The sequence below is a fragment of the Nocardioides cavernae genome (assembly GCF_013410035.1).
GTDB lineage: Bacteria > Actinomycetota > Actinomycetes > Propionibacteriales > Nocardioidaceae > Nocardioides > Nocardioides cavernae_A.
The window spans coordinates 1,202,796-1,227,990 of sequence record NZ_JACCBW010000002.1 but is presented as its reverse complement, the minus strand read 5'-3'; the positions used below and the strand labels follow the sequence as shown (position 1 = coordinate 1,227,990).

21 protein-coding genes are annotated in these 25,195 nt (G+C 73.3%); 7 read left to right on the top strand and 14 right to left on the bottom strand.

From position 1 onward, the window contains the following. Positions 1 to 204: 204 nt before the first annotated feature. Positions 205 to 2,256: an ATP-dependent DNA helicase UvrD2 gene (locus tag F4692_RS13390; RefSeq protein WP_218858415.1), complete on the bottom strand. Its 2,052-nt coding sequence runs from the start codon at positions 2,254 to 2,256 to the stop codon at positions 205 to 207. 82 nt (positions 2,257 to 2,338) lie between these two features. Here F4692_RS13390 and F4692_RS13385 point away from each other — a divergent pair, with 82 nt between their 5' ends. Together F4692_RS13385 and F4692_RS13380 are read left to right on the top strand one after the other, a co-directional pair. Next, a complete protein-coding gene (locus F4692_RS13385) occupies positions 2,339 to 2,581 on the top strand; it encodes a mycoredoxin (protein ID WP_179620105.1) in 243 nt (80 codons plus the stop codon). Between the two features lie 31 nt (positions 2,582 to 2,612). After that, a complete protein-coding gene (locus F4692_RS13380) occupies positions 2,613 to 3,074 on the top strand; it encodes a ScoMcrA-related endonuclease (RefSeq protein WP_179620104.1) in 462 nt (153 codons plus the stop codon). Between the two features lie 4 nt (positions 3,075 to 3,078). Here the strand turns inward: F4692_RS13380 and nudC are convergent, their stop codons facing one another. Then, a complete protein-coding gene (gene nudC, locus F4692_RS13375) occupies positions 3,079 to 4,002 on the bottom strand; it encodes an NAD(+) diphosphatase (protein WP_308645299.1) in 924 nt (307 codons plus the stop codon). A 45-nt stretch (positions 4,003 to 4,047) separates the two neighbouring features. On the opposite strand from nudC, the gene deoD reads away from it, so the two are divergent. Continuing rightward, complete coding sequence (deoD, locus tag F4692_RS13370) at positions 4,048 to 4,758, top strand: purine-nucleoside phosphorylase (RefSeq protein WP_179620103.1); 711 nt, start codon at positions 4,048 to 4,050, stop codon at positions 4,756 to 4,758. A 267-nt stretch (positions 4,759 to 5,025) separates the two neighbouring features. Here deoD and F4692_RS13365 read toward each other — a convergent pair whose 3' ends face one another. The 8 genes from F4692_RS13365 to F4692_RS13330 form a co-directional block, all read right to left on the bottom strand. Continuing rightward, positions 5,026 to 8,283 (bottom strand): UvrD-helicase domain-containing protein, encoded by a 3,258-nt coding sequence (locus tag F4692_RS13365; protein ID WP_308645298.1) that lies wholly within the window; start codon positions 8,281 to 8,283, stop codon positions 5,026 to 5,028. After that, positions 8,280 to 11,513 (bottom strand): ATP-dependent helicase, encoded by a 3,234-nt coding sequence (locus tag F4692_RS13360; protein ID WP_179620102.1) that lies wholly within the window; start codon positions 11,511 to 11,513, stop codon positions 8,280 to 8,282. Before F4692_RS13360 ends, F4692_RS13365 begins: the two co-directional genes overlap by 4 nt. Positions 11,514 to 11,580: 67 nt before the next feature. Further along, positions 11,581 to 12,687: a barbiturase gene (gene bar, locus F4692_RS13355; RefSeq protein WP_179620101.1), complete on the bottom strand. Its 1,107-nt coding sequence runs from the start codon at positions 12,685 to 12,687 to the stop codon at positions 11,581 to 11,583. A 19-nt stretch (positions 12,688 to 12,706) separates the two neighbouring features. Next, positions 12,707 to 13,642, bottom strand: a complete 936-nt coding sequence (locus F4692_RS13350) for a carbamate kinase (protein WP_179620100.1) — start codon at positions 13,640 to 13,642, stop codon at positions 12,707 to 12,709. 90 nt (positions 13,643 to 13,732) lie between these two features. After that, a complete protein-coding gene (locus F4692_RS13345; protein WP_179620099.1) occupies positions 13,733 to 14,461 on the bottom strand; it encodes an SDR family oxidoreductase in 729 nt (242 codons plus the stop codon). A 19-nt stretch (positions 14,462 to 14,480) separates the two neighbouring features. After that, positions 14,481 to 15,773: an ArsB/NhaD family transporter gene (locus F4692_RS13340; RefSeq protein WP_308645297.1), complete on the bottom strand. Its 1,293-nt coding sequence runs from the start codon at positions 15,771 to 15,773 to the stop codon at positions 14,481 to 14,483. Next, positions 15,770 to 16,264, bottom strand: coding sequence for a TrkA C-terminal domain-containing protein (locus tag F4692_RS13335; RefSeq protein ID WP_179620098.1), 495 nt, complete (start codon positions 16,262 to 16,264; stop codon positions 15,770 to 15,772). The genes F4692_RS13340 and F4692_RS13335 overlap by 4 nt, the downstream gene beginning before the upstream one ends. Further along, a complete protein-coding gene (locus F4692_RS13330) occupies positions 16,261 to 16,809 on the bottom strand; it encodes an SPFH domain-containing protein (protein ID WP_179620097.1) in 549 nt (182 codons plus the stop codon). Before F4692_RS13330 ends, F4692_RS13335 begins: the two co-directional genes overlap by 4 nt. 96 nt (positions 16,810 to 16,905) lie before the next feature. Here F4692_RS13330 and F4692_RS13325 point away from each other — a divergent pair, with 96 nt between their 5' ends. The 3 genes from F4692_RS13325 to F4692_RS13315 are packed head-to-tail and all read left to right on the top strand — an operon-like array spanning position 16,906 to position 18,869. Continuing rightward, positions 16,906 to 17,871 carry a sensor histidine kinase gene (locus F4692_RS13325; protein ID WP_179620096.1) on the top strand — a complete coding sequence of 322 codons (966 nt, stop codon included), beginning with the start codon at positions 16,906 to 16,908 and terminating at the stop codon, positions 17,869 to 17,871. Further along, a complete protein-coding gene (locus F4692_RS13320; protein ID WP_179620095.1) occupies positions 17,868 to 18,521 on the top strand; it encodes a response regulator in 654 nt (217 codons plus the stop codon). The genes F4692_RS13325 and F4692_RS13320 overlap by 4 nt, the downstream gene beginning before the upstream one ends. Before the next feature lie 18 nt (positions 18,522 to 18,539). Then, positions 18,540 to 18,869 (top strand): antibiotic biosynthesis monooxygenase family protein, encoded by a 330-nt coding sequence (locus tag F4692_RS13315; protein ID WP_179620094.1) that lies wholly within the window; start codon positions 18,540 to 18,542, stop codon positions 18,867 to 18,869. A 7-nt stretch (positions 18,870 to 18,876) separates the two neighbouring features. Here F4692_RS13315 and F4692_RS13310 read toward each other — a convergent pair whose 3' ends face one another. Continuing rightward, positions 18,877 to 20,205 (bottom strand): lanthionine synthetase LanC family protein, encoded by a 1,329-nt coding sequence (locus tag F4692_RS13310; RefSeq protein WP_179620093.1) that lies wholly within the window; start codon positions 20,203 to 20,205, stop codon positions 18,877 to 18,879. Positions 20,206 to 20,263: 58 nt separating this feature from the next. On the opposite strand from F4692_RS13310, the gene F4692_RS13305 reads away from it, so the two are divergent. Next, positions 20,264 to 20,404: a hypothetical protein gene (locus F4692_RS13305; RefSeq protein ID WP_179620092.1), complete on the top strand. Its 141-nt coding sequence runs from the start codon at positions 20,264 to 20,266 to the stop codon at positions 20,402 to 20,404. On the opposite strand, the gene F4692_RS13300 is transcribed toward F4692_RS13305, so the two are convergent. The 3 genes from F4692_RS13300 to F4692_RS13290 are packed head-to-tail and all read right to left on the bottom strand — an operon-like array spanning position 20,401 to position 25,189. Further along, on the bottom strand, positions 20,401 to 21,072 hold the full coding sequence (locus tag F4692_RS13300) for an SDR family oxidoreductase (protein WP_218858414.1): 672 nt from the start codon (positions 21,070 to 21,072) through the stop codon (positions 20,401 to 20,403). The two genes, F4692_RS13305 and F4692_RS13300, sit on opposite strands and share 4 nt — an antisense overlap. 14 nt (positions 21,073 to 21,086) lie before the next feature. Continuing rightward, positions 21,087 to 23,105 (bottom strand): hydantoinase B/oxoprolinase family protein, encoded by a 2,019-nt coding sequence (locus F4692_RS13295; RefSeq protein WP_179620091.1) that lies wholly within the window; start codon positions 23,103 to 23,105, stop codon positions 21,087 to 21,089. Further along, positions 23,102 to 25,189 (bottom strand): hydantoinase/oxoprolinase family protein, encoded by a 2,088-nt coding sequence (locus F4692_RS13290; RefSeq protein ID WP_179620090.1) that lies wholly within the window; start codon positions 25,187 to 25,189, stop codon positions 23,102 to 23,104. The genes F4692_RS13295 and F4692_RS13290 overlap by 4 nt, the downstream gene beginning before the upstream one ends. Positions 25,190 to 25,195 lie beyond the last annotated feature (6 nt).

Below are 25,195 nucleotides of genomic sequence, written 5' to 3'. Positions count from 1 at the left end.
CGGATCCTTGTCAGGGATCGCAGTGCGCGTGGGTTGTGAGAGGAACGTTAGACCCGCACGCGCGTCAGGGGCAAACGATTTTCTGGGTATTACACGAAATTCTTTCCGCACCACGTCCACGGCGCCTCTCGGACGCTCCGGACGCCGCCCGGACGTGCCGTTCCACGCGTGGGAGCAGCGTGTGCCGGCGTGTCTTGGACTGCCTCAGGTGGTCTGGTCCACCGCGCCGCCGGCGACCAGTGCGAGGACGTCGTCGCCGTACTTCGCGATCTTCCCGGGGCCCACACCGCTGATCGCGCGCAGGCCGCGCTCGTCGGACGGGACGTGCTCGGCGATGAGCTGGAGGGTGGCGTCGGTGAAGACGACGAAGGCCGGGACGCTGTCCTCCGTCGCGCGCGCCAGGCGCCACTCGCGCAGCCGCTCGAACAGCGCCTCGTCGTAGGAGGCGGGGCAGTCGGCGCAGCGGCCGGTCTTCTTCTCGCGGGAGTTGGCCAGCGGCTTGCCGCACTCACGACAGTGCATCGCCGCCCGGTTGCGCTTGCTGCGCTCGCGTCGCTGGCCGGAGACACCCGGCACCCCGTCGAGCATGGCCGCGAGGAACGGCGAGCTCCCCCGGTTGGCCCGGCCGCCGGGCTCGCGTGCGGTCGCCCACGACACCGTCAGCTCGTCGCGGGCGCGTGTCATCGCGACGTAGAGGAGCCGCCGCTCCTCCTCGACCTCGGCGGGCGTGTGGGCCTGCGAGATCGGCATCATCTTCTCGTGCATGCCGGCCACGAAGACGGCGTCCCACTCCAGCCCCTTGGCCGAGTGGATCGTCGCCAGCGTGACGGCGTCGGCCACCGGCGCGTGCTGCTCGCTGGCACGCCGGTCGAGGTCGTCGACGAGGTCGCCCACCGAGGCCTCGGGGCGCTCGCGGCCGAAGTCCGCGGCGAGGTCGACCAGGGCCTGCAGCGACTCCCAGCGGTTGCGCACCTCTCCCCTGCCCTCCGGCGGCTCGGTGCTGTGGCCCATCTGCGACAGGACGGCCAGCACGGCCTCGGCGACCGGGCCCCCGGCCTCGCCGCTGCGGGCGGCTCCCCGGACGAGGGTGATCGCCTGGCGCACCTCGGGCCGGTCGAAGAAGCGTGCCGCACCGCGTACGACGTAGGGGATGCCGCGCGCCGCGAACGCCTCCTCGAAGCGCTCGGACTGGGCGTTGATGCGCAGCAGGACCGCCATCCGGCTGGCCGGTGTGCCCTGCGCGCGCAACGCGGCCACCCGGTCGGCGACGGCGTCGGCCTCGGCGACCTCGTCGGTGGCCTCGCGGTAGCCGATGCGAGCGCCGGAGGGTCGCTGGGCGACGAGGTCGACGCCCTTGCTGGGAGTGCCGTCGAGGAGCTGGTTGGCGGCGGCGACGACCTCGGGCGTCGAGCGGTAGTTGCGGACCAGCTCGACGCTGGTGGCGGACGGGAACCGCTGGGTGAACTCGCGCAGGTAGCGCGCGTCGGCACCCGCGAAGGAGTAGATCGTCTGCGCCGGGTCCCCGACCACGCAGAGCTCGTCGCGCCCACCCAGCCACAGGTCGAGGAGCGCGTGCTGGAGCGGGGAGACGTCCTGGAACTCGTCGACGACGAACCACTTGTACTGCCGTCGCACCTGGGCCGCGACGGCCTCGTTGTCGGCGAGGAGGCCGGCGCCGAAGAGGAGGACGTCCTCCATGTCCATCCGGCCCTGTCCGCGCTTGACCTCCTCGTAGGCCTCGAAGGCGCGGGCCACCACCTCGGGCTCAAGCCCGGAGACCGCGCGACCGCGGGCACGCGAGATCGCGGCGTAGGTGTCGGGGGCGACGTTGGAGACCTTGGCCCACTCGATCTCGCTGGCCAGGTCGCGCAGCGTGGCCTGGTCGACTCCGAGGCGCTGGCGGCGCGCGGCGAGGGCGATCATCCCGAGCTTGGACTCGACGAGCTCCGGCAGGTCGCGGTTGTGCACGCGGGGCCAGAAGAAGCGCAGCTGGCGCAGGGCGGCCGAGTGGAACGTACGCGCCTGCACCCCGGGGGCACCCAGTGAGCGGAGCCGCTCGCGCATCTCACCGGCGGCGCGGGTGGTGAACGACAGCGCCAGCACCTCGGTCGGCGCGTACACCCCTTGCGCGACACCGTGGGCGATGCGGTGCGTGATCGCGCGGGTCTTGCCGGTGCCGGCACCGGCGAGGACGCGGACCGGCCCGCGCAGGGCCTCGGCCACCTGTCGCTGCTCGGGGTCGAGCGCTTCGAGCAACGGAACAACTCCTGCGAGGTCGTGGTTGAGGGGGTTGACCACCCGTTTCCCAGACTAGACGCCGGAGGGGACACTCCATCCCATGACCTTCACGATGTTCACCACCCCGTGGTGCGGCTACTGCCACCGCCTCAAGAGCCAGCTCGACCGCGAGGGCATCGAGTTCTCGATCGTCGACATCGAGCAGGAGCCGGAGGCGGCGTTCACCGTCGAGCAGGCCAACGGCGGCAACCAGACGGTCCCGACGCTGCTGTTCACCGACGGGAGCACGCTGACCAACCCGTCGGTCGCGCAGGTCAAGGAGAAGCTGGCCGCCCTCGCGTGAGCGGCGCCAGCACGCGGGTTAGCCTGACGTCGTGTCACTGCTGAACTCGGTCGACCGGCCCCACGTCCTCACCGCGATCGAGACGTGGGACAAGGCCGGAGGGTCCAACTACATGCTCGTCCGCGGGGGCGTGTCGACGCACGTGCTGCTGCACGGGGGCCGCGAGTACGACGCCGCCGCGATCATGGGCATCGCCCACGGCCTGGCGACCGGTCGCACCCTCACACCGGCCGACGTCCCCGGCGGGGGTGCCGGCGCGAGCAAGGCGCTCGTACGCCTCGGCTTCGACATCCGCGACGACTCCCCGCCCACGGAGCGCGTGCCCGGCACCCGCGCCCGCGCCCCGCGTACGTCCACGCCGCGCAGCACCGGGAGCAGCACGCCGCGCGCGACCCGTCCGGCGCGGGTGGCCGCCAGCGACAAGCCGGTGACCCTGTGCCCGCGGTGCTTCATCGCGCTGCCCGCGACGGGCATCTGCGACACCTGCGACTGAGCGCCTAGTCCCAGCCGGGCCCGTCCAGCGGCCTGCCGAACCACGTCTCGATCAGCGACGACGAGATCGAGATCCCGCGCGGCACCACCAGCTCGCCCGAGCGGGCGGCGGCCTCGAAGTCGGTGCGCGTCCACCAGCGGGCCTCGGCGATCTCCGCGCCGTCGACGTCGATCTCGGTGGTCAGCGCCCTGCCGGTGAAGCCCAGCATCAGGCTCGCCGGCAGCGGCCACGGCTGGCTGCCGAAGTAGGCCAGCTCGCCGACCTCCACGCCGACCTCCTCGTCGACCTCCCGGCGCACGGCGTCCTCGAGGGTCTCGCCCGGCTCGCAGAACCCGGCGAGCGTCGACCAGCGGCCGTCGGGCCAGGCGGCGTTGCGGGCGAGCAGGATCGCCTCGTCGTCACCCTCGCCGTGGGTGATCGCCATGATCACGGCGGGGTCGGTCCGGGGGAACTGGGCGCGGTCGCACTGCGTGCACCGCAGCTCGTGGCCGGCCGCCCGGGTCACGAGCGTGCCGCCGCAGCGGGGGCAGAACCGCGTGGCGTGGTGCCACTCGGCGAGCCCGATGGCGTGCATGAGCAGCGGCGCCTGCCCCGGCGCCCCCGCGGCGAGCAGGGTGAGGACCGAACGCAGCGGCACCCACTCCTCGGGGTCCCCCGGCGCCTCCTCCGGATCGACGACCACAGCGAGGTGCACGACGCCGTCCAGCTCTCCGAGGAGCACGAGCCGGCCGTCCGGTGCGTCCGCGGGCGAGACCCACGCGAGCGCGCCGTCGACCGGGCGGAGCCGGTTGCCGGCGACCACGAGGACCCGCGTCGTCGGGTCGCTCATCTGCGCGGCGAGCCACGCGTCGTTCGTACGTCGCAGGCCCATCCGGTTGTGCGCGTGGGCGGACAGGGCGACGTGCGGCAGGAGGCGCTCAGAGCTCACCGGCTCAGGCTATCCACGGGTGGTGCAGCACCTAGGCTGGGCGTCGTGAGCACGCACATCGGCGCCCAGCCCGGCGACATCGCCCCCACCGTCCTGCTGCCCGGCGACCCCCTGCGGGCGCGGTGGATCGCGGAGACCTTCCTCGACGACGCGAGGTGCTACAGCGAGGTCCGCGGGATGTACGGCTACACCGGCACGTGGAGCGGCCAGCCGGTCTCGGTGCAGGGCTCCGGCATGGGCCAGCCGTCGATGTCGATCTACGTCAACGAGCTGTTCACCGACTACGACGTCCGCTCGATCGTCCGCGTCGGGTCGTGTGGCGCCGTCACCCAGGACGTCGCCGTCCGGGACGTGATCATCGCGTCCGGCGCGTGCACCGACTCCTCGATGAACCGCATCGCCTTCCACGGCATCGACTACGCCCCCGTCGCCGACTTCGGCCTGCTGCGCGGCGCGGTCGAGGCCGCAGAGGCGCGCGAGGGAGGCTCGCCCTTCCACGTGGGGTTGATCTTCTCCAGCGACTCGTTCTACCCCGCGCGGCCCGAACTGCTCGGCGAGATGGTGAAGTACGGCGTGCTCGCGGTCGAGATGGAGGCCAGCGCGCTCTACACGCTGGCCGCGAAGCACAAGCGCCGCGCGCTCGCGATCTGCACCGTCTCCGACCACATCGTCACCGGTGAGGAGACCACCTCGCAGGAGCGGGAGCAGACCTTCGGGGAGATGGTCGAGATCGCGCTCACGGCGGCGCTGCGCTGAGGCGTTGCGCCCCGCCCCGCCCCGCCCGCGGCCGGGCGGTGCGTGAGGCAGGTTCTGCGGGTGGGAAACATGTCTCACGCACCGCTCGGCGGTGAGTGAGCCACATTTCGGGGGCTCGGAACGTGGGTCACGCACCGCTCGGCGTACGCCCGGTGCGTGGGGCAGGTTCTGCGCGTGCAAAACGTGTCTCACGCACCGCTCGGCGAACGCCCGGTGCGTGAGGCAGGTTCCGGGCGCGCAGAACGTGTCTCACGCACCGCCGGGGCGTCAGACCGCCAGCAGCTTCTCGAGCTCCGCGCGCCCGGGCAGGTCGGCCGGCGCGACGGTGCGTCCGGACCGGACGTAGTGGAAGACCGCCCGCACCTGCTCCAGCGGCGTACCGGTCAGCTCGGCCCACGCGAGGCGGTAGAGGGCGAGCTGGAGCGGGTCGGACGTCTCGTGGCGGCTGGTCTTCCAGTCGACCACCAGGTAGCCGCCCTCTGCGTCGGCGGGCTCGGCGTAGACCGCGTCGATGCGGCCACGGACGACCTGGCCGCCGAGGACGAGGGCGAAGGGCGCCTCGACGGCGTGCGGGGCGCGGTCGCCGAACGGTCCGTCCTCGAACCGCTTCACCACCTCGCCGAGGTCGGCCTCGTCGTCGATGCCGGCGTCGGCACGACCGGGCAGCTCGTCGGGCTCGATGAGCGCCTGCTGGCCGAAGCGCTCCTCGACCCACGCGTGGAAGGCCGTGCCGAACCGGGCTGCCGGTGCGGGCGGGCGCGGCATCGGCCGCGCGAGGTCGCGGGCGAAGGCCTCGGGGTCGTCGCGCAGCCGGGCGAGCGAGGTCGCCGACAGGCTGCTGGGGAGCGGGAGGTCGACGACGGTGGCGCGCTCGGCGCGAGCCTCGGCGAGGAGCTGGGCGAGGTCCTCGTCCCACTCGCCGACGCGCGCGGCCTCGACCATGTCGAGGCCCTCGTCGGCCGCGGTGCGGTCGACGGTGCGGACAAGCTCCGCTGCGACGATGCGGCGCCTGGCCTCCTCCCCCACCTCGGGGACCGGCCAGGGGCGCGAGGTGTCGACGTCGTCGTTGGGGTTGGGCGACTTGGCCGGCGGCTTGTCGATCCACCGCTCGACCGGCTGGCCCCACTCCTCGAGCTGGTCGCGCACCACGCGCTGGTAGTCGGAGGGGCCGAAGGGTGTGGAGCGCTGGCCCCAGACGTACGACGTCACGCTGAGGTGATGGGCGGCGCGGGTGTAGGCGACGTAGCCCAGGCGCAGCTCCTCCTCGGCGTCGTGGGCCTTGGTCGCGGCGCGGTAGGCGTCGAGCGCGGCCTTGTCGTGCCCGGCGAGCTGCGGCTGGTCCGCGCGGTCGCCGCGCAGCGGCGCGGGGAGCACCGCGGGCGACGAGGTCCACAGGGTGCGGGAGCGGTTGCTGGGGAAGCGGGTCTCGCCGACGCCGACGCAGTAGACCGAGGACCACTCGAGGCCCTTGGCCCGGTGGACCGTCAGGAGCTTGACCGAGTCGGCGGCCGTCGGGGTGGCGACGTCGAGGCCGTTGCCCTGGTCGTCCTCCGCGGTGAGGTAGGCCAGCAGGGCGGGCAGCGTCACGTCGCCGTCGACGGACTGGAACTCGGCGACGGCCTTGACGAAGAGGTCGAGGTTGTCGCGGCGGGCGGAGGCGGCCTGCGAGGTCGCCGAGGCCAGCTCGACGTCGACGCCCGTGGTGTCGATGATGCGGCGCACGACGTCGAGGAGCGGGTCGCCGACGTTGCTGCGGAGCCGGCGCAGCTCGGAGGCGAGCAGGGCGAACCGGTCGAGCGCCTCGCGGGAGTAGGCCGCCTCACCGGGTGACTCGACGGCGTCGCTGAGTGCGGGGAGCTCCGAGGCGTCGATGCCGTCGGCGATCTGCAGGAGCTGGTCGGCGATCGTGGCGGTCTCCCGGCGACCGCGGGCGCCCGCGATCTCGGCGGCCCTCTCGGCGAGCAGGCGCAGGTCGCGTGGGCCGATCGCCCAGCGCGGCCCGGTCAGCAGGGTGAGCATCGAGGAGTTGGCGGTGACGTCGTGGAGCAGCGTCAGGGTGGCGACCACCTCGGCCACCTCGGGCAGGCGGATGAGTCCCGACAGCCCGACGATCTCCACCGGGATGCTGGCCGAGGTGAGGGTGTCGTAGACCTCCTCGGCCTGGGAGTTGTCGCGGCTCAACACGCCGATGTCGGACCACGCGGTGCCGGCCTCGTGCGTCCGCTGCACCTCCGCGGCCAGCCACGCGAGCTCGTCGACCGCGCGCTCGAGGACGTGGGTCTCGACGCGTCCGTCGGGGGCGCCGTCCGCAGCGACGAGGCGCGCCACCTTGTCGCCGTAGGCCTCGAGCAGGGGCTCGGCCAGCCGGTTGGCGACGTCGAGGATGCGCCGGTCCGAGCGCCGGTTGACGGTGAGCGGGAGCCGACCCGGCTCGCCGTCCGCCGCGGGGAAGGTGTCGGCGAAGTTGAGGATGTTGGACACCGAGGCCCCGCGCCAGCCGTAGATGGCCTGGTTGGGGTCGCCGACGGCCATGACGGGGTGGCCGAGGCCGTGGTCGTCGTCGGGCCCGGAGAACAGCCGCGCGAGCATCGTGGCCTGCGCGACCGAGGTGTCCTGGTACTCGTCGAGGAGGACGACCTTGAAGCGCGACCGCTCGAGCTCTCCCACCTCCGGCTGGTCCTCGACGAGTCGCGCGGCCAGGGCGATCTGGTCGCCGAAGTCCATCAGGCCGAGGTCGGCCTTGAGCCTGCGGTAGCCCTCGACGAGCTGGAGCAGCTCCGCGCGCCGGTCGATCGCGTTGATCGCCTTTACCGGCCCCTCGAGGTAGGTCTTGCGGGCCTTGCCTGCCTGCTCCTCCGCGATCGCCCGCTCGAACCCGCGGCGGGCGTCGTCGTCGACGCGCCGCACGTCGGCGGGGTCGACGAGGTGCTCGCTCATCGCCCCGTCGAGGGCCAGCAGGTTCTGGATGGCGGTCGCGGGGTGGTCGGTCAGCAGCTCGATGTGACCCGTGAACCGCTCGATCACCCGCGCACCGAGCTGGTAGCGCGAGGCGTCGGAGACGACGCGGGTGTCGGGCTCGTGGCCGATCCGCAGGCCGTGGTCGGCGAGGAGGTTGGCGGCGTAGGCGTGGTAGGTCGCGACGGTCGGTTCGAGGACGTCCTCCCCCTCGGCGACGACGGACCGGTCGAGCAGGCCCGCGGCACCGAGGGCGGCGGTGACCCGGTGGCGCAGCTCGGCGGCGGCCTTGGTGGTGAAGGTCAGGCCGAGGACCTCCTCGGGGCGGACCCGGCCGGTCGCGACGAGCCACACGACCCGCTGCGCCATCAGGGTGGTCTTGCCGCTGCCGGCGCCGGCGACCACCACGGTGGGGCGCAGCGGCGAGGTGATGGCGGCCCACTGCTCGGCGCTGGCGGCGTGGGTGGCCCCCATGAGGGCGCGCAGGTCCTCCGGAGAGTCGAGCCGGACGGGCCGGAAGGCCCGTACGTCCTGGTCGGTGCGGTGGGTCTGGCCGGTCTGCTGGGTCACTGGACGGTCACGCTCCCTGCGCCCTTCGCCGGGCAGATCGCGACGAACGGGCAGTCGCGGCAGTGCGGACCGGCCGTCGCGGGGAAGGTCTCGGAGCGCACCAGGTCGGCGGCGCGCGCCAGCCCGGCGCGCAGGATCGTGCGCTCGGGCCCCGCCTCGGCGTGCGGGGGCTGGGCCTGCACCCGGGCGGTCGCGGAGTCGTCGTCGATGCCGAGCTGGACGAGCTCGGCACCGCCGGAGGCCACCGGGCGGCCGGCGGCCTCGTCGATGGCGCCGGCGTCGACGGCGTACTGGTAGAGGGCGAGCTGGAGGTTGCCGGCGACGGCGGGTCCGGTCGGGGCCGTGCGGGCGCTCTTGAAGTCGACCACGACGACCCGGCCGGCGTCGTCGATCTCGAGCCGGTCGGCGAAGCCGGTGAGCCGGACGGGCCGGCCGTCGACGTCGACCGTGCTCTGGAAGCGCTCCTCGGCGGCGAGGAACTGGCGAGGGTTGTCGAGGTGCCACTGCACGAAGCGCGCGACGGCCTTGCGGATCCGCGCGAGCTCGCGCTGGCGGGACCAGGGGGTGCGGAAGGCGAGCCGGTCCCAGATCGCCTCGACCTCGGCCATCAGCGGCTCGACCTCGGCCGGCAGCTCCCCGACGGCCACGCGCTCGGCGAGGGCGTGCAGGACCTGCCCGAGGTTGGCGGACTGGTGGACCGCCGAGACTCCCCCGGCCTCGCGCTCGAAGAACCACTGGGCCGGGCAGACCAGGATCGACTCGAGCATGCTGGCCGAGATGGGCACGGGGCGCTCCGGGTCGCGGATCGGCTCGACCGAGCGGGTCGAGCTGCGAGTGCCCCACCAGGTCGACGGGTCGGCGGCCGGCACGAGCTGGCGTCCGTCGACCTCCTCGGCGGCCAGGGCGGCCAGGCGCCGGGCTGCGGCCTCGCGCAGGGCGGGGCTGGTGGCCGGGTCGGCGGCCGTGCGGCGCAGCTCGGCGACGAGCCCGCCCAGGGACAGCGGCCGCGCGGGGCGACCGTCTTGGTGGTCGATGGTGACGCCGAGCTCATCGAGGAACCGCGACGGCTGCTCGCCGTCGTCGTCGGGCGACCGCACGGCACTGACCACGAGGCGTCGGCGCGCGCGGGTGCACGCGACGTAGAACAGCCGGCGCTCCTCCATCAGCAGGGCCCGCGCGCTGACCGGCGGGACCAGGTCGGGGTGGCCGGAGGCGTCGACGCCGATGCGGTCGGCCCCGAGCAGGGTGGTCCGGCGCCGCAGGTCGGGCCAGCCCTCCTGCTGGACGTGGGCGACGACCACGAGGTCCCACTCGAGGCCCTTGGAGCGGTGGGCGGTGAGCAGGCGCACGGCCGAGCCGCGCACGCCCTGCTCGGCCAGGGTGTCGGCGGGGAGCTGCTGGGCGACCACGCTCGCGAAGAACGCCGCGACACCGACGTGGTCGCGCTGGTCGACCGCGCGCGACGCCAGGTCGAAGAGGGCGACGATCGCGTCGAGGTCGCGGTGCGCGCGTCGGGTCGCCGCACCACCCAGGTCGACCTGACGCCGGAGCCGCTGCGGCCAGCCGGTCGAGGACCAGAGGTGCCAGAGGATCTCCTCCACGCCCGCGCTGTCCTCGAGCATCCGGGCGCCCTCGCGCAGCAGCGCCGCGAGCGCGACCGCACGCTCGACGTCGGGTCCCTCGACGTCGTCGAGGAAGCCCGCCTCGACGACGGCGAGCCGCAGCAGCTCCCGGGAGGTGCGCCGCGCCGACGCGTCGGGCACGTCCTTCTCGCGGGTGCGGAGACGGCGTACGAGGGCGCGCAGGTCGGAGGCGTCGAGCCCGCCGAGCGGCGACAGGAGCAGGGACTCGATCCGACCCGGGTCGAGGAAGTCGGGAGAGTCCGGGTCGTCGTTGTCGAGGTTGACCACTGCGCGGAGCCCGTCGAGCAGGGGCACGACCGCAGGGTCGCGGACCAGCGGCAGGTCGTCGGAGGCGACCTCGACCGGCACGCCCGCCGCGGCGAGGGCCCGGCGCAGCGGCGGGATGCTGGTCCGCCCGGATCGCACGAGGACGGCCATCCGGTCCCACGCGATGCCGTCCTCGAGGTGCGCGCGGCGCAGCAGGTCGGCGAGCCGCTCGGCCTCGGCCCGCTCGGTGTCGTAGGTGACGACCTCGACGCGACCCGCGCCCTGCGGACCGGGGACCGCCTCGGGGGCGAGGAACGCCTCGCGGGCGCCGGCGTCGATGCTGCCGGTGAGGGTGAGGCGCTGGGCGACGCGCCCGGCGGCGAGCAGGATGCGCGGCCCGAAGCGGCGGGTGCGCTGGAGCACGACCACCGGGGCAGGAGCGCCGCCGACCGTCGGGAAGCTCGCCGGGAAGTCGAGGATCCCGCGGACGTCGGCGCCGCGGAAGCCGTAGATCGACTGGTGCGGGTCGCCGACCACCGTCAGGTCGCGGCCGTCGCCGGCCAGCGCGCGCAGCAGCGCGACCTGGCCGGGGTCGGTGTCCTGGTACTCGTCGACGAAGACGTGGCGCCACCGGGCGCGCAGCTCGTCGCGGTGGGCCTCGGCCTCGATGACGGCCCGGCGGATGAGGTCGGAGTAGTCGGTCGCGCCGAGGTTGTCGAGGACCGTGAGGTACTGCTCGAGGAACAGCCCGGCGGCCACGAGCTCGGGCAGGTCGTGCTCGATGCCGAGGGCGCGCAGGCCGGAGGGGTCGAGCCCCTTCTCCCGCGCGCGGGCCAGGACGGCCTGGACCTCACGCACGAAGCCGCGGGTGCCGGCGGCCCGGCGCAGCGGCTCGGGCCAGACGACGGACTCGGGGTTGTCGCGCAACAGCTCGCGAAGCACCACGTCGGCCTCGGGGGCCGAGAGCAGGCGGATGGCGCCCTCGTAGAGCTCGGCGGGGGCGTACTTCCGGACCAGGGCGTAGGCGAAGGAGTGGAAGGTCGAGCAGGAGCCGGTGGAGGTCGTCCGCGCGACCCGTGCCGTCACGCGGTCGCGCAGCTGCTCGGCGGCCTTGCGGGAGAAGGTCAGCGCGAGCACCGAGTCGGGCGAGGCGCCGCGCCGCTCGATGCGGTCGACGATCGCCTCGACCAGGGTCGTGGTCTTGCCGGTGCCCGGACCGGCGAGGACGAGCAGGGGGCCGCCCTCGTGGTCGACGACCCGCTGCTGGTGCTCATCGAGCTCGGGCACCACGACCGAGCGGTCGGGCTGCACCAGGCGGTAGCGGGTGGTCGTCGTGCTCACGCAGGACACCCCATCACGCGGGACCGACAGTGCGCTGCCGGCCCCGCGCGAGGGCGTACGCGTGTCGTCAGCCGAGGTCGACGATGGCGGCCACCGGGCCGCCGCCCTCGGGACCCTGGTGGGCGGCCGAGACGGACACGAAGACCGCCGGGTCGCCGGTGACCGCGGCGGTCACGCCGCCGACGCAGGACTTGATCTGGCGGTGCCAGTGCACGTCGGAGTCGTCGAGCATCGCGTTGCGGCGCCCGCGGACCATGCCGTCCTGGCTGGCCTCGCACTTGAGGAAGACGTTGACGAGCCTGCCCTCGAGGTCGCTGGTGCGCGGACGCTCCGGCAGGTCGAGCCCGGCCGAGGCGATGGCCTCCCAGATGCCGTCGGCGTCGAGCGCGTCCTTCATCACCGAGTGACCGATGCGGTAGCGGCCGCCGACGCCCTTCGCGTTGCCGACGACGACGATCTGGGCCTGGTCGAGCTCGACGCCCGAGGAGCACGAGGCGACCGAGGAGTAGAGCTCGCGGTTGTGCATGACGTCGGCGTCGGTCGGCATCTCGATCTCGCCGAGCGCGACGGCGATGCCGAGGCCGGTGACGCCGTTGGAGAGGTCCATCGACTCGTGGGTGTGCTCGGTCCACACGCTCTTGCCGCGCGCCTTGGCGTCGCGGATGGTGTGGATCGTCAGCAGCGGGGTCTTGGTCTGCACGTAGTGCACGTCGGCCGGGTCGGTGATCCCCGCGCGCTCCATCGCGACCTTCACGCCGGCGGCGACCTTCTCGATCATCGCGGTGTAGCCGATCTCCTCGGGCAGGATCGGCTCGCTCATCGCGAAGCCGGCGGTGAGCCGCATCTCCTCGCGCGAGGGGTCGTCCTCGGGGACGTCGGTGGTGGCGAAGATGGTGGCGTGGGGGCTGATGACGCCGTCGGTGCCGCCCGACCACACGATCGGGACGCCCTTGACCTGCTCGGGGTCGGCGCCCTTCGCGACGAGCGCCTCGCGGAAGGCGCGGTCGGCGATGATGCGCGTGTAGTCGTTGACGCCGCCGTTGCCCTCGGTCTTGCCGATGATCGCGAAGACGCGGTCGGCCGCGATGACGCCCTCGTCGACGAGCTTGGTGAGCTCGGAGGCGTCGGCCACGGAGTGGATGGGGACCTTGCGTACTTCGATGGCGCTGGGCATGGGCTTCCTTTCGGGTGACTTACTGGGGTACGACGACGGTGCCGGCGTCGCCTGCGACGGCGGCGGTGATCTGGTCGAGGCTCGTGATGACGCCGGTGCCGCCGGTGGCCTCGACGAAGCGGCAGACCGCGTCGACCTTGGGGCCCATCGACCCGGAGGCGAAGTGGCCGTCGGCGGCGTGGCGTCGCAGCTCCTCGACGGTGACGCGGCCGAGGGGCTCGGCGTCGGGCTGCCCCCAGCGGATCACGGCGTGGGGGACGTCGGTGGCGACGACGAGCACGTCGGCGCGGGTGGTCTGCGCGAGCAGGGCGGCCCCGAGGTCCTTGTCGATGACCGCCTCGACGCCGGCGAGGGAGCCGTCGGGACGGCGTACGTGCGGGATCCCGCCACCGCCGTTGGCGACCACCACGAAGCCGGCCTCGATGAGCGCGAGCACGGCGGGGGCGTCGAGGATCTCGCGCGGCTCGGGCGAGGCGACGACCCGGCGCCAGCCCTTCTCGCCGCGGTCCTCCCAGGTCTCGCCGTGGCCGACGAGCACCCTGGCCTCGGCCTCCGGCAGGTGACGGCCGATGGGCTTGGTGGGGCGGACGAAGCCCGCGTCGTCGGCGTCGACGAGGGTGCGGGTGACCAGGGCGGCGCTGCGCCGGTCGATGCCGCGCGCGGCGAGCTCACCGTCGAGCGCGTCCATCAGGACGAAGCCGAGGGTGGCCTGGGTCTGGGCGCCGCACCAGTCGAGGGGCACGGGCGGGACGACGCCCGCGGCCAGCTCGTTCTTGACGAGCAGGTTGCCCACCTGGGGGCCGTTGCCGTGGGTGACGACCACGTCGTGGTCGTGCTCGAGCAGGCCGGCGACCGCGGCCATCGCGACCTGCGCGGCCGAGATCTGGTCCTCCGGTCGCGCACGACCGTCGGCGTTCGTCATGGCGTTGCCGCCGAGCGCGAGCAGGACCCTCATGCGCTCACCGTAGTGACCCACGGCACCCGTCCCACCGGCAATTGTTGTCAGGCTGATGGCCTGCAGCGGGCAGGTGTTGTCGATCGCGCGCTAGCGACCGCCCGCGACGCGCAGCGTCGTGCCGGTGACGTACGACGCCTCGTCCGACAGCAGCCACGCGACCGCGCCGGCGACCTCCTCGGGAGTGCCGGCACGCCCGAGCGGCACGAGCGGGCCCACCCGCTCGACCCGGCCGGGCTCGCCCGCGTCGGCGTGGATGGTCGTGTCGATGATCCCGGGTGCCACGCCGACCACGCGCACGCCTTCGCGGGCGACCTCCTGGGCGAGGCCGGTGGTGAGCGCGTCGACGCCGGCCTTCGCGGCGGCGTACTGGACGTACTCCCCCGGCGAGCCCAGCGTGGCGGCGCCCGAGCTGATGTTGACCAGGACGCCCCCGGCACCACCGTGGGAGCGGCCCATGGCGAGGACCGCGGCCCGCGCGACCAGGAGCGCCGAGGTGAGGTTGAGGTCGACCGTCCTGCGTACGACGTCGGGCGGGGTCTCGGCGAGGGGGCCGATGTGGAGCGTCGCCCCGGCGTTGTTGACGACACCGGTCAGGTCGCCGGTGGCGGCGAAGAGCTCGTCGACGCCGGCGTCGGTCATGAGGTCGGCCCGGACGGTCGTGCAGGCGACCCCCCGGCGGCGGCACGCCTCTGCTGCCCGCGCGGCAGCCTCGTCGTCGCGGGCGTAGCCGAGCACGAGGTCGTGCCCGTCGGTGGCGAGGCGGAGGGCGACGGCCGCGCCGATGCCGCGGGTGCCGCCGGTGACGAGCGTGCGCATGGGGACTGTCTACCGCAGGTCAGGCGAGGGCGAAGTAGCGCAGGTAGACGTACAGCCACGCCACGAGCAGCGTCATCACCGTCACGACGACGCCGTACTTGGTGAAGCCCCAGAAGCTGATCGGCTCCCCCGCCTTGGCCGCGATGCCGAGCACCACGACGTTGGCGCCCGCGGCGACGGCCGTCGCGTTGCCGCCGAGGTCGGCGCCGAAGACGAAGGCCCACCACAGCGGGCTGTCGGCCCCCGAGGTCGCCGTGCTGGCCACCATCTCCTCCACGACCGGCACGGTCGCCGTCGTGTAGGGGATGTTGTCGACGAAGGCGCCGATGATGCCGGAGCCGAAGAGCAGCGCGGTGGCGCCGAGCAGCTCCCGCCCGCCCATGGCCTCGGCCGCCCACTCGCTGATCGCGCCGATGACGCCGACCTGGACGAGCGCGCCGACGAGCACGAAGAGCGCCATGAAGAACGCGAGGGTGTCCCACTCGACCTCCTCGAGGAACTCCTCGGGCTCGGTGCGCGACACGAGCACCATCAGGCCGGCTCCCATCATCGCCACGACCGACGGGTCGAGGTGCAGCACCGTGTGCAGACCGAAGGCGATCATCACCAGGACCAGCACGACCAGGCACTTGCGCAGCATCCGGACGTTGGTCAGCGCGTCCGTCGGGCGCAGGTCGTCGAGGCCGTGCACGTCGACCTCGTGGCGCATGTCCTTGCGGAACAGCCACCGCGCCATCACGACGAACAGGACGAGCAGGATGATGGTCAGCGGCAGGGAGTGGACCAGGAAGTCGGTGAAGCTCAGGCCCGCCCGGCTGCCGATGATGATGTTGGGCGGGTCGCCGATGAGGGTCGACATCCCGCCGATGTTGGAGGCGAGGATCAGGGAGATGAGGTACGGCGCGGGTGGCAGGCCGAGCCTGCGGCAGACCGAGAGCGTCACGGGGGCGACGAGCAGCACGCAGGTGACGTTGTCGAGGATCGGCGAGACCGCCGCCGTGATGAGGATCAGCAGCACGAGCAGCTTGTAGGGACGACCACCGGACTTCTGCGCGGCCCACAGCGCCAGGAACTCGAAGAGCCCGGTCTGCTTGAGCACGCCGACGATGATCATCATCCCGAAGAGCAGGAAGATGACGTTCCAGTCCACGCCGGTGTGCTCGTGGAAGAACGCCGTCTCCGCGTCGACGAGCCCGATCACGACCATGCCCGCGACACCACCGAGGGCGGCGGCCACACGGTGGACGCGCTCGGTCGCGATGAGGGCGTAGGCGACGATGAAGACCGCGAGCGCGGCCGAGGTGAGGATCACGCCGTGCCGACCTTCGCCCGCCGCACGCCGAACGCACGGGCGGAGCCGGACTCCCCGTCCATGTCCTCGGCCCAGCTCGCGAGCCGGCCGTAACGGCTGACGGCGCGCAGGCGTTCCTCGACCTCGGTCACCTGGCCGAGCGCGGCGACGACGAGGACCTGGTCACCGGCGCGCAGCACGCTGCGGTCCTGGGGGACGATCACCTCCTTGCCGCGCGCGAGGATGGCCACGGCCGACCCCGCCGGCAGCCGGAGCTCGCCGACCTCGACGCCGCGCAGGCGCGACGCCGGCTCGACCTCGAACCGCAGCAGCACCGCGTCGAGCCGGTCGAGCGTGGCGAAGCCGATCGACACCTTGTGCACGAAGCTGCCCTTCTCCTGCCAGCGCGGCTGCCGGCCGCGGCCGATCGCCAGCCCGATCGCGAAGCCGATGGCGGCGGCGACGAGGGCCACCGACACGGCGACCTCGAGGAGGTAGGGCGTCTCGCTCATGCGGCACCACCGGTGAGCCGGGCCTCGACCTCGGTGACGGCCAGGGCGGTGGCCTCGGTGCCGCGCGGCAGCAGCCGGGTGACCTGGTCGGGCCAGCGCGACTCGAGCGCCTCGAGGTCGTCCACGAGCGTGCACACCTCCAGCTGCCCGACCGCACCGGCCACCGTGTCCTCCGCGACCCGGACGGTTTCCGCGAGCGGGACGTGCGGCGTACCCGGCTCGACGTCGTGCACCTCGATCGTCAGGTCCGCGAGGGCGATCACGTCGACGCCGTCACGGGTGCGCGAGCGCACGACGAGCGGCAGCACCCGGCTGCCGGTCGGGAGGGGCTCGAACCGCTCGAGGACGGGCCACCGGGCGATGAGCCCGTTGCGTCGCGACCGCACGACGCGCCCCCGTCGCACGACCGCCACGAGCTCGCCGGGACCGACGCGGCGCAGGCACACGAAGGTCGCGAAGATCAGGCTCGGGCCGACGATGACCAGCCAGACGACCCACGACGCACCGGTCGGGTCGACGGTGGTGTTCTCGTCCGGGGGCGGCATGCCACCAGTCTTCGGCGGCGCCCCGGCGCACGACATGGGGGCCGGACCCCATCTGGGGACCGCGGCCCCGGCACCCGGGGGTGGGAGGCTGGACCCATGCGGTTGCCCCAGCACCTCCCCCTCTTCTGGACGATCTGCCTGATCAACGGCGTCGTCTTCGTGGTGGGCGCGCTGGCGCTGGTGCTCTCCCCCGCGCGCGTGTCCGCCGACCCGGTGCCGTCGGAGGTCGTGGTCGTCGGGCTGGGGCTGCTGCTGATGCTGGGGACCAACGCCCTGCTCCTGCGGTGGGCCCTCGCCCCGCTGCAGCGGCTGATCTCCCGGCTCGAGGGCATCGAGCACCTCGAGCCGACCCACCTGCCCGAGGAGGGGTCGGGGGCGGTGCGCGGCATCGCCGAGGGCGTCAACGGGCTGCTGCTGCGCCTCGCGGAGGAGCGCCGCGCCGGTGACGCCCGGGCCCTCGCCGCGCAGGAGGCGGAGCGCCACCGCATCGCCCAGGAGCTCCACGACGAGGTGGGCCAGAGCCTGACCGTCGTGCTGCTCGGGCTCAAGCAGGTGGAGAACCAGGCGCCACCCGGGCTGGTGCCCGAGCTGGCGGCCGTGCGCGAGAGCGCCCGCGCGGGACTCGACGACGTACGCCGGGTGGCCCGCCGGCTGCGCCCGGGGGTGCTCGAGGACCTCGGTCTGGCGAGCGCGCTCGCCGCACTGGCGACCGAGTTCGCCGACCACAGCCAGGCGTCCGTACGCCGTTCGTTCGCGCCCGGACTGCCCACCCTCACCCCCGAGGCGGAGGTGGTCGTCTACCGGGTCGCACAGGAGGCCCTCACCAACGCGGCGCGCCATGCCGACGCCGCCGAGGTCGAGCTGTCGCTGCAGCGGCTGGGCGAGTCGGTGGTCCTCGAGGTACGTGACGACGGGCGCGGCTTCGCCGGCCTGGACGAGGGTTCCGGGTTGATGGGGATGCGCGAGCGCGCCGCGCTGGTCCGCGCGGAGCTGTCGGTGATCAGCCAGCCGCGGCACGGCACGACCGTGCGCCTCAAGGTGCCCGTGGACGGCGCCGCATGAGCCGGCCGATCCGGATCCTGCTCGCCGACGACCACACCCTCGTGCGCCGCGGGGTCCGCCTCATCCTCGAGCAGGAGCCCGACCTCACCGTCGTCGCGGAGGCCGCCGACGGGGTCGAGGCCGTGGAGCGGGTCCGCGACACCGAGGTCGACCTCGTCGTGCTCGACATCGCGATGCCCCGGATGACCGGCCTCCAGGCGGCGGCGGAGATCGCGCAGCGGCGCAACCCGCCCCGGATCCTCATGCTGTCCATGCACGACAACGAGCAGTACTTCTTCGGCGCGCTCAAGGCCGGCGCCAGCGGCTACGTCCTCAAGTCCGTCGCCGACGAGGACCTCGTCGGCGCGTGCCGGGCCGCGATGCGCGGCGAGACGTTCCTCTACCCCGGCGCGGAGAGCACGCTGGTGCGCGACTACCTCGACCGCCTGCGCCGCGGCGAGCGGGTGCCGGCCTCGGTGCTCACCGCGCGGGAGGACCAGGTCATCAAGCTCATCGCCGAGGGTCGGTCGTCACGCGAGATCGCCCGCGACCTCCACATCGCGCTGAAGACCGTCGAGGGGCACCGCGCGAACATCCTCGGCAAGCTCGGCATGCGCGACCGCGTCGAGCTGACCAGGTACGCCATCCGGGCCGGCCTGATCGAGCCCTGACCACCACGAGGAGGACCCATGATCATGCGCACGTGGCGAGGCGCCGTCCGGCCCGAGGACGCGGACCGGTACCTCGAGCACCAGGCCGGCACCGGCGTGCGTGAGTACCGCGAGACACCCGGCAACCGCGGGGCCTACGTGCTGCGACGCGACCGGGACGGTCTCGTCGAGGTCACCACCGTGTCCCTGTGGGAGTCGATGGACGCGATCCGGGCCTTCGCCGGCGACGACCCGGAGGTGGCCAGGTTCTACCCCGGCGACGACGACCTGCTGGTCGACAAGGACCTCCACGCCGACCACTTCGAGGTGGTCAGCGCCGACCTGGACCCGGACGCGCTCACCTCGTAGCGCGGTCTCAGGGGAGGTTCCACCAGGTGTCGAGGCGCGCGACCGCGGGGGCCGTACGCCCGTCGCGGAGCACACGACCCAGGCGCAGGAGGTAGGCCGCGATGCCCGCGGCGCCCTGCATCCAGCCGACGCCGGGCGGGAGGAGCGGGTCCGCGTCGCGGTGCTCGGTGAAGCGCCAGTACGCCCCTGTCCCCTCGACCACGGCACGCTCGAGCAGGGCGTCGCCGAGCACCTGCGCGAACACGAGGTCGTCCTCCACCCCGCGCAGCTGCCAGGCGTCGAGGACCACGTCGCCGACCCCGGCGGTCCCGCAGCACCGGCCGTCGTTGTCCCAGAATCCCGGGCGCAGGCGCTCGGGGATGCCGGAGGTGCGCAGGCTGTGCAGGCAGCGCCGCTGCCACTGGGCGGGCGACTCCCCCGCCACCTCGTCGACGCCCGCGCGCTCCAGCGCGGTGAAGAGCAGCGACGTGCCCACGGGACCGTGGCACCAGGTGTAGGTCACCTCGTCGTGGCCCTCGAGCGCGGGGATGAAGTGGGGCACGACGAACCCCCCGTCGCGCGTGTCCCCCAGCGTGACGAGGTGCTCGGCGCCGCTCCGGGCCGCCGCGACCAGGTCGGCACGCCCGAGCTCTGCGCCGGCGACGGCGAGCGAGGCGGCGATGCCGGCGAGTCCGTGCGACCAGTTGGGCATCTGCCGGTCGCGGCGCTCGGGTGCGAGGTCCCGTGTGAAGCGGCGCGGCACGAACGGCCAGTCGGTGCCCGCCCGCGTGGGCTCGCCCTCCGCGAGGAGCAGGTCGGCCGCGCGCTGGGCCAGTGCCTCGGCGCCCGGCGTGCCGGCGCGGCGGGCCCACACGGCGCCGAGGAGGTTGCCGGCGGTGCCGAGGGTGGCGTCGTTGATCCGGGCGTGCGGGGCGTACGGCGGTGACTCGAGCCACGGCTGCTCCCACCCGTCGTCGGTCGCGAGCGCGGCCAGCCGGGCGACGGCCTCGGCCGACCCGTCGACCCGCAGCGCCGACAGGACGCCGAGGTCGCTGACGAGGCCGTCGAAGTAGGAGTACACCGTCGTGGTGGCGAGGTTGCCGCGGATCCGCGCGGCGATGCCCTCCGCGAGCCGCTCCTCCTCACCGGTCCACGCGCGCGCCTCGCGGACCTCGGCCAGCACGTGCGCCAGGCCGCCGATCCCGCTGTGCATCCCGTCGCGGTCGTCCTCAGGCGCGGCGCCCTCGTGCGGCACGGAGACCGGGATCCACGGGCCGTGGTCGTCCCAGCGCACCTGGTCGAGCACCCACCGCCACGCGGCCTCGCCGATCTCGGCGTACGTCCCGGGACCGGTCATCCGCCGATCATCGCACCGCTCGCCTATCGTGGCGGCACGCGACGCGACGGGGGTTCCCATGACCAGCAGACGACGGCTCGAGAAGTACGGCGAGGACTACCAGCGCCCGAAGATCATCGACACCAGCGACCTGCCCGTCCTGCTGCCGGCCCTGCTGCTCGTCCTCGGCGTCATCGCGCTGGTCGCCTTCCTCGGCTAGCTGCGCCCCAGCAGCACGTCGAGCACGCGCGTGCCGACCGGCAGCCCGTGGTCGTCGTAGTAGGCGAACATCGCGGACAGCCACGGGTGGACCTGCGGGTCGTCGACGCGACGGGAGGGTACCCCCGCCTCGTCGGCCAGCTCGCGCACCGAGGCGGCGCGGGAGGCCAGCTCGTACGTCGCTCCGACGTGGCCGGGCTGCGTCAGCACCGCCGCTGCGGCCCGTCCGAGGTCGGCCAGGTCGAGGAAGCCGAAGCGCGCGTCGAGGGAGTAGGGCACGTCGACCGGGCCGGTGAGGTCGAGGTTCTGCAGGTACGCCCCCGGCTGGAGGATCGTCCAGTCGAGGCCGGAGCGTCGGACGAGGTCCTCGCTCGCGGCCTTGCCGAGGTGGTGCGGCATCGCCGGGGCGTAGGGCGAGGCCACCGAGTGGTAGACCACCCGGCCGACCCCCGCCTCCGACAGCGCGGCGAGGGCCTCCGCGACGTACGACGGCTCGTCGGGGTGGAGGTTGGGCGCGATGACGTACGCCGCATCGCACCCGCGCACGGTCCTCGTCAGCCGGGGCCAGTCGGCTCGGCCGAGCGGCAGTGCCTCCGTGCCCCGAGCGGCGAGACCCCCGACGACGGCGCGGCCGGTCTTGCCGTGCCCTCCCAGCACCGCGACCCGCACCGTCGTCGCCCCCGTCAGACCCGGTCGACCTCGGCGGACGGCGCGCCGTCCGCGAGGCTGGCGTAGCCGGGACCGCGGTCGAAGAACGGGTCGTCGTCCTTGCTCCAGGCCGCACGCGAGCCGCGCTCGGCGGTGGTCGCGTCCGCGTCGAAGTCCAGGTCGCCGGTCTCGGTCGAGCCGGTGAGCACCACGCCGTAGTCGCGCAGCGCGGCGGCGCTCGAGACCTTGCCCCACACCACGTCGCGCACGACGCTGCGGGGGTCGCGGGCGAGCGGGTCGCCCCAGCCGCCGCCACCTGTCGTCCGGATGCGCACCACCTGGCCGGCCTTGACGACCTCGGCGTCGGCGAGGGCGTCGACCTCGCGCTCGTCGGGGCCGCCCGGGTCGATGACGACCTCGAAGGGCGAGCCCGCCTTGCCGCCGCGCACGCCCCAGCAGGCCAGGATCGAGCGGTCGGCGATGGACATGAAGTGGGCGTCCTTGAGCATCCGGATGTGCTTCTCGTAGCCGAGGCCGCCGCGGAACTCCCCCGCGCCGCCGGAGTCGACGGCGAGGCCGAGGCGCTCGACGATGAACGGGAAGCGGGACTCGGTGAACTCGGTCGGCAGGTTCCGCGAGTCCGGGACGACGTGGATGGTGTCCTCGCCGTCGGCGTAGTAGCGGCCGCCGGAGCCCCCGCCGAGCACCTCGCGCATGAGGTAGTCGTTGCCGTCGAGGTCCTTGCCGTAGACACCGGTGTAGCGGATGGTCTCCTGGTCGGCGGGCATCTTGCCGTCGACGGCCTTGGCCACGACGCCGGCGAGCACGCCGAGGAGCCGCAGGATGACGAACGTGCGGGCGTTGGTCGGCCCGGGGTGGATCGGGGTGAGGAGCGTGCCCTTCTCGGGGAAGCGCATCTCGATGAGCGGCACGATGCCCTCGTTGACGTCGAGCTCGGCCATCCGCTCGGGGGTGTCGGCGAGGTTGCGCAGGATGGGGGCGAGCCACTTCTTGAGGAAGTTGCCGCCGACGTAGTCGCCGCAGTGGTTGATCGGGCCCTTGGCCTGCGCGCTGGTGCCGGTGAAGTCGATGATCAGCCGGGGCCCGGCGGGACGGCCGTTCTCGGGGTCGGCCGGGGCGTCGCTCACCTTGGTCAGCGTGATCCGCTGGGTGTGGAGCTGCGGGTCGTCGACGCCGTCGTGCTCGGCGTAGTCCTCCCAGACGTAGGTGCCGTCGGGGATCTTGGACAGGATCTCGCGACGGTAGGTCTCGGTCGTGGCGTCGAGGATCGCGTCGAACGACGCCTCGATCGCGTCGCGGCCGTAGCGCTCGAAGAGCTCGCCGAGGCGGCGGGCTCCCATCAGGCAGGCGGAGCACTCGGCGTCGAGGTCGGCGGCCAGGCTGTCGGGCATGCGCGAGTTGCGGGTCATGATCCGCAGCGCCGACCGGTTGGGCACGCCCGCGTCCCAGAGCTTGATCGGCGGGACGGCGAGCCCCTCCTCGTAGACGGTCGTCGCGTTGCTGGGCATCGAGCCGGGCACCGCGCCGCCGATGTCGTCGTGGTGGCCGAAGGCCTGCACGAAGGCGACCACCTCGCCGTCGTGGAAGACCGGCACGGTGACGCACAGGTCGGGCAGGTGGCCGATGCCGCCCTCGGACTCGTAGACGTCGTTGTGGAAGAAGACGTCGCCCTCGCGCATCTCCTCGATCGGGTAGTCGCGCACGATCGGGTGCACGAGCGCGCTGTAGGAGCGACCCGTGAGCTTGCGCAGCTGGCGGTCGTGGATGCCCGCACGGAAGTCGTGCGCGTCGCGGATCATCGGGCTGCGCGACGTGCGTCCGATCGCCGTCTCGACCTCCATCTCGACGCTCGCCAGGGTGCCCTGGACGATCTCGACGAGGATCGGGTCGACGCTCGTGCCCTCGGGCGTGAGGCGGCCGCCGTGCTCGTACGCCGTGGGCAGGCCCGCCGGGTTGACCGGCCTGGCCGTGACGTAGGCGGGGTCGACGGCGCGGGTGCTGACGTCGGTCGTCGAGGTGGTCGTGGTGCTCATCGGGCCGACTCCTTCCGGATCACGAGGTTGGCCCAGTCGTCGACGACGACCTCGAAGCCGGGGTGGACGGGGATGGTGGAGCCGAACTCCTCGACGATCACGGGGCCGGCGAAGGTGTCGCCCGCCCCGAGGTCCGGGCGCCAGATGACGGGCGTGTCGACGTAGCCGACCTCCGGGTCGAAGCAGACCGGGCGGGTGCCGCGGACGGCGCGCTGCTCGACATCGCCGTCGGCCGTGCCGAGCGTCTGGATCTCCGGACGCGTGATGGGGCCGATGCCGGTCACGCGGAGGTTGACCCACTCCACCTGCTGGGTGGCGTCGCCGCGGAAGTCGTAGCCGTAGAGCTGGCGGTGCTCGCCGTGGAAGGTCTCGGCGACCTGCGCGACGTAGGCGTCGTCGACCGCGCCCTCGGGGGCGGCGACCCGCACCTCGAACGCCTGGCCGACGTAGCGCACGTCGATGGTCCGCTGGAAGCGGTGGTCGTCGGGGGCGAAGCCCTCCTTGGCCAGCGCCTCGCGAGCCTTCGCGGTGAGGTCGTCGAAGATCCCGGTGACGACGCCGTGGTCGAGGGCCGACTGCTTGGCGACGTGGGTCTGGACGTAGTCGTTCTTCACGTCGACGGTCAGCAGGCCGAAGGCGCTCACGTTGCCGGGGTTGGGCGGCACGACCACGCCGGCGAGGTCGAGGATGTCGACGAGGCGGCAGGCCAGCAGCGAGCCGGAGCCGCCGAACGTGGTGAGCATGAAGTCGCGGACGTCCAGGCCCCGCTTGACGCTGACCTGGCGCAGGGCGTTGGCCTGGTTCCACGCCGAGATCTCGAGGATGCCGGTGGCGCAGTGCTCGAAGTCGAGGCCGAGCTTGCCGGCCAGGTCCTCGATGCCCGCGCGCGCGGCGTCGACGTCGAGCGGGATCTCGCCCCCGAGCAGGTGGGGCGGGATCCGGCCCAGGGTGACGTGGGCGTCGGTGATCGTCGGCTGCGTGCCGCCCTTGGCGTAGCAGAGCGGGCCCGGGTCGGCGCCGGCCGAGTGCGGGCCGACCTTGAGCGTGCCCTCGGGCGAGAGCCAGGCGATGGAGCCCCCGCCCGCGCCCACGGTGACCACGTCGATCATCGGGATCTTGCTCGGGTAGGCGCCGACCGTGCCCTCGGTGGTGAGGGTCGGCTCGCCGTCGAGGACGACGGAGACGTCGGTCGAGGTTCCTCCCCCATCGCAGGTGAGGATCTTCGGGAAGCCGGCGACCTTGGCGATCAGCGCGGCACCGAGCGCGCCCGCGGCCGGTCCGGACAACACGGTGGTGATCGGCTGGTGGACGACCTCGTCGGCCGACAGCACGCCGCCGTTGGACTTCATCACGTAGAACGGGATGGCGCTGCCGGTGAAGCTGACCAGCCGGTCGGAGATGTTGGTGACGTAGCGGCTCACGTTGGGCTTCACGGCCGCATCGACGAGCGTCGTCATGGAGCGCTCGTACTCGCGGTACTCGCGCAGCACCTCGCTCGAGATGGACACGACCGCGTCGGGGTGCTCGCGGCGGAGGATCTCGCGCATCCGCAGCTCGTGCTCGTCGTTGGCGTAGGCGTGGAGCAGGCAGACACCGATCGTGGAGATCCCCTGGTCGCGGAACCACCGGGCGGCCGCGACCGCGGCGTCCTCGTCGAAGGGCCGGATCTCGGCGCCGGTGAAGTCCAGGCGCCCGCCGACGGTGCGGACCCGGTCGGCCGGGACGATCCGGTCGGGCTTGACCCAGAAGTAGGAGTTGCCGTAGCCGTCGGGCACGGACTGGCGGGCGATCTCGAGCATGAACTCGTAGCCCTCGGTCGTGATGAAGCCGAGTGCCTCGACCTTGCCCTCGAGCAGCTTGTTGGTGGCGACGGTCGTGCCGTGCGAGACGGCACTGATGTCGCGCCCCTCGGCGCCGACGATGTCGAGGATCTTCTCGATGCCGGCGATGAAGCCGTCGGCCGGGTTGCCGGGCGTGCTGGGCGTCTTCGTGGTGACGAGCTCGCCCGAGTCCTCGTCGAAGGCGACCACGTCGGTGAAGGTGCCGCCGGTGTCGATGCCGATCCTGATCCGCCGCTGCGTCATGGGGAC

Excerpts from the sequence above, each read along its gene's own strand:
- F4692_RS13385 (WP_179620105.1), top strand. The coding sequence starts at position 2,339 with ATGACCTTCACGATGTTCACCACCCCGTGGTGCGGCTACTGCCACCGC.
- bar (WP_179620101.1), bottom strand. The coding sequence starts at position 12,687 with ATGCCCAGCGCCATCGAAGTACGCAAGGTCCCCATCCACTCCGTGGCC.
- F4692_RS13350 (WP_179620100.1), bottom strand. The coding sequence starts at position 13,642 with ATGAGGGTCCTGCTCGCGCTCGGCGGCAACGCCATGACGAACGCCGAC.
- F4692_RS13345 (WP_179620099.1), bottom strand. The coding sequence starts at position 14,461 with ATGCGCACGCTCGTCACCGGCGGCACCCGCGGCATCGGCGCGGCCGTC.
- F4692_RS13335 (WP_179620098.1), bottom strand. The coding sequence starts at position 16,264 with ATGAGCGAGACGCCCTACCTCCTCGAGGTCGCCGTGTCGGTGGCCCTC.
- F4692_RS13330 (WP_179620097.1), bottom strand. The coding sequence starts at position 16,809 with ATGCCGCCCCCGGACGAGAACACCACCGTCGACCCGACCGGTGCGTCG.
- F4692_RS13325 (WP_179620096.1), top strand. The coding sequence starts at position 16,906 with ATGCGGTTGCCCCAGCACCTCCCCCTCTTCTGGACGATCTGCCTGATC.
- F4692_RS13320 (WP_179620095.1), top strand. The coding sequence starts at position 17,868 with ATGAGCCGGCCGATCCGGATCCTGCTCGCCGACGACCACACCCTCGTG.
- F4692_RS13315 (WP_179620094.1), top strand. The coding sequence starts at position 18,540 with ATGATCATGCGCACGTGGCGAGGCGCCGTCCGGCCCGAGGACGCGGAC.
- F4692_RS13310 (WP_179620093.1), bottom strand. The coding sequence starts at position 20,205 with ATGACCGGTCCCGGGACGTACGCCGAGATCGGCGAGGCCGCGTGGCGG.
- F4692_RS13305 (WP_179620092.1), top strand. The coding sequence starts at position 20,264 with ATGACCAGCAGACGACGGCTCGAGAAGTACGGCGAGGACTACCAGCGC.
- F4692_RS13295 (WP_179620091.1), bottom strand. The coding sequence starts at position 23,105 with ATGAGCACCACGACCACCTCGACGACCGACGTCAGCACCCGCGCCGTC.
- F4692_RS13290 (WP_179620090.1), bottom strand. The coding sequence starts at position 25,189 with ATGACGCAGCGGCGGATCAGGATCGGCATCGACACCGGCGGCACCTTC.